Origin of the sequence: Vibrio sp. V33_P6A3T137 (assembly GCF_009904835.1) — a bacterium.
GTDB lineage: Bacteria > Pseudomonadota > Gammaproteobacteria > Enterobacterales > Vibrionaceae > Vibrio > Vibrio metschnikovii.
On sequence record NZ_WXWK01000123.1, the window covers coordinates 1 to 3,084 of the forward strand.

Below are 3,084 nucleotides of genomic sequence, written 5' to 3' on the forward strand. Positions count from 1 at the left end.
CAATGAATAGTGCAATAGTTAGAATTATAAAATAATAAAATTTTCGGAGAGACACATTAATGCCTTCAAGCTCAGAAATAGGAAAAAAAAGCAAAAAAAATAGGTGGGAACTCAAATTCACTACCCGAATTACTTTGCTATTTGGTTTTCTAAGCTTGTTTACCCTTCTTATTTCCATGTTTTATTCAATACGTACTGCAGAAATCAGTTTGCATTCAGAAATTGAAAATAGTTTAGCGCAGCGACAAAGAACCGTACAAAGTTTAATAGAAAATCGTCTAGATTTATTAGAGGTTTATTTACACACGACTGCATCTAATCAAGTGTTCACTTCATTAACTGGTGAGAACTTTGAGTTTAATAACATTGCTGAAGATATGATCTATATGTTTCAAGATTCAGCATTAGGAGCAAACCTTGATATTTTCTTTTTAACCGATTCCTCGGGCAAGGTTTTAATGGATGCAGGACTCCCTTTATACAATATTGAACCAATGTTAAATTCACTACGCTCTCCGCTACATTACACAAGTGAATGGGCATTAGTGCATAGTCCAAATTTAACCGCTTTATTAAAAGCGACTCCAATTTTTGACCCCGCGAGCATTCAATTACGAGGCTATATGTTTATTGGCTTGGCGATTGGTCAAAACCGAAGCTTTATTCAGACTCTCGCTGAACGGGCCGATTTAGATGCTTTGTCTATTCATTATCAGCAAGCAAGACTGATTCAATACAGTCCAAGTATCGCGCTTCCAGCACATTCTAGTGAAGAAAAAACTTCATCACAGATGCGTGCTTATGAAAATCTATATCTATTAAATGCAACCCTGAACATTAACAATAAAGCATATCCCTTAAACTTAAAAATGGGTATCGATAAGCAGAGATTTACTTCTGTCTCTGAACATTATTGGCAAACATTCTTTTTATTATCTGGTGTTTTTTTACTGCTGCTGATTCTTGCCGCTTGGCTTTTACATCTAAGTCATAGCCGAGCGATAAGCCAATTGACCGACTATATTCAAGGTATTCAAAAAGGACTAAGAGTATCATTTTCTCCTACTGGAATATATGAATACAATCAAGTGGGAGATGCGATGCAGCATATGGTAGAAAATCTAAAAATTGCCGCCACGGTATTTGAGTCAGCCGAAGGTATGGTTGTGACCGATGAAAAAAAACACATTCTTAGAGTGAACCAAGCATTTACTGATATTACCGGTTACCAACCAAAAGATGTACTAGGCCATCATATAAAAGTCATTCGCTCGGGTCGTCATAATCAAAGCTTTTACGATGAACTTGAATTGCAATTAAAAACGCAAGGTTCATGGCAAGGTGAAATCTTTAATAAACGTAAAAATGGAGAAGAGTATCTACAGTGGACAATGATCACTGCCGTCATCAGTGATCATGAAGATGAAATCATTAATTATGTGATCACGTTAATTGATATCACTCAACGTAAAGCCGCAGAAAGCAAAATAAAACAGCTCGCCTTCTATGACCAATTAACTGGATTACCTAACCGTCAGTTATTAATGGAGCGCTTAGAATCAGCTCGACTAAATAGCCAAAGAAATGGCCAGTACGGTGCAATTTTATATTTAGACTTGGATGATTTTAAAACCCTGAATGATACTCGAGGCCATGATATTGGCGATAAATTTTTAACCTTAGTCAGTCAACGATTACTTGATTGTGTACGTAGAACGGACACCGTTGCTCGAATCGGTGGCGATGAGTTTGTGATCATTCTTGAACAACTGGATTCGGATTTAGACATCGCCTCTAAACGTGCTGATTTATTGTGCAGAAAGATTCTTGATACATTATCCAAGCCTTATTACATTGATAATATTGAACATTTTAGCACATTAAGTATCGGCGTTACCCTTTTCCTCGGTGAGACCAAAGGGATTGATGAATTACTTAAGCATGCCGACTTAGCCATGTACCAGGCTAAAGGAGCGGGTCGCAATACACATCGATTCTTTAATCCAGAAATGCAAGCCAAAGTGTTAGAGCATGCAGCCATGGCCAATGATATTCGCCACGCCTTAACTCGTAATGAATTCACTTTATACTATCAACCACAAGTCACCCATGATGGTCAACTTACTGGCGCTGAAGCCCTTATTCGTTGGCAACATCCTAAACAGGGGACAATTTCACCAATAGAGTTTATTCCTATTGCTGAAGAAACCGGGTTAATTCTTCCTTTAGGCGAGTGGGTATTAGATCAAGCTTGCCAAGTCCTTGCTGTATGGCAAAACTCACCACTCACTGACTCGCTGGTTCTCGCCATTAATATCAGTGCCAAGCAATTCCATCAAACTGGTTTTGTTCAGCAAGTTCTAGAAGCGTTGCAACGTTATAGAGCGAATCCTGATCGTCTTAAGCTGGAACTCACAGAAAGTATGCTTCATGAAGATCTTGAAGATACCATCACAAAAATGTCGCAACTAAAAAAATATGGGGTGAGTTTTTCTCTCGATGATTTCGGAACGGGTTACTCATCACTCAACTACTTAAAACGATTACCTTTAGATCAACTCAAAATTGATAAATCTTTTGTGCGTGATTTACTCACCAATAGTCATGATGCGGATATTGCTCGTACGATTGTCTCATTGGCGAAAAGCATGAACTTAGCGGTGATTGCTGAAGGCGTCGAAACACAAGAACAAAGACTGGCTCTCGCTAGCTACGGTTGTTTGGATTTCCAAGGCTATTTATTTTCTCGTCCTGTCCCTCTCGAAGCCTTCCCATTTAATTATCCTGATGGTATTCCGACAACAGCCAAAACAAATTAACGCAACTCTGTGGTTAATATTATCAGAAACCGGCTTTGATAGATTTGGATACTGGGTAGACAGACGTCAAAGATAAACTGGAGGCTTTCTTGCAAATGGTAAACGGTTATGAGAGGAAAAACATTTATTAAACATAAAGATAAAAAAACAGCGCATCTAAGCGCTTTATTTGATAACTTCTGACGGATTTTAGTAAGCTTGGAGCGTGCGGCGGGAATCGAACCCGCATCATCAGCTTGGAAGGCTGAGGTAATAGCCATTATAC

General features: G+C 38.6%; 2 protein-coding genes. One reads left to right on the forward strand and one right to left on the reverse strand.

The genetic code is table 11. The features are described 5' to 3' along the window. The first annotated feature begins 209 nt into the window (after positions 1-209). Complete coding sequence (locus tag CAG60_RS11775; protein ID WP_237667780.1) at positions 210-2,819, forward strand: EAL domain-containing protein; 2,610 nt, start codon at positions 210-212, stop codon at positions 2,817-2,819. Here CAG60_RS11775 and CAG60_RS16675 read toward each other — a convergent pair. After that, positions 2,816-3,084: hypothetical protein (locus CAG60_RS16675; protein WP_237667781.1), on the reverse strand; the 269-nt coding region annotated here is incomplete at its 5' end. The genes CAG60_RS11775 and CAG60_RS16675 overlap by 4 nt on opposite strands.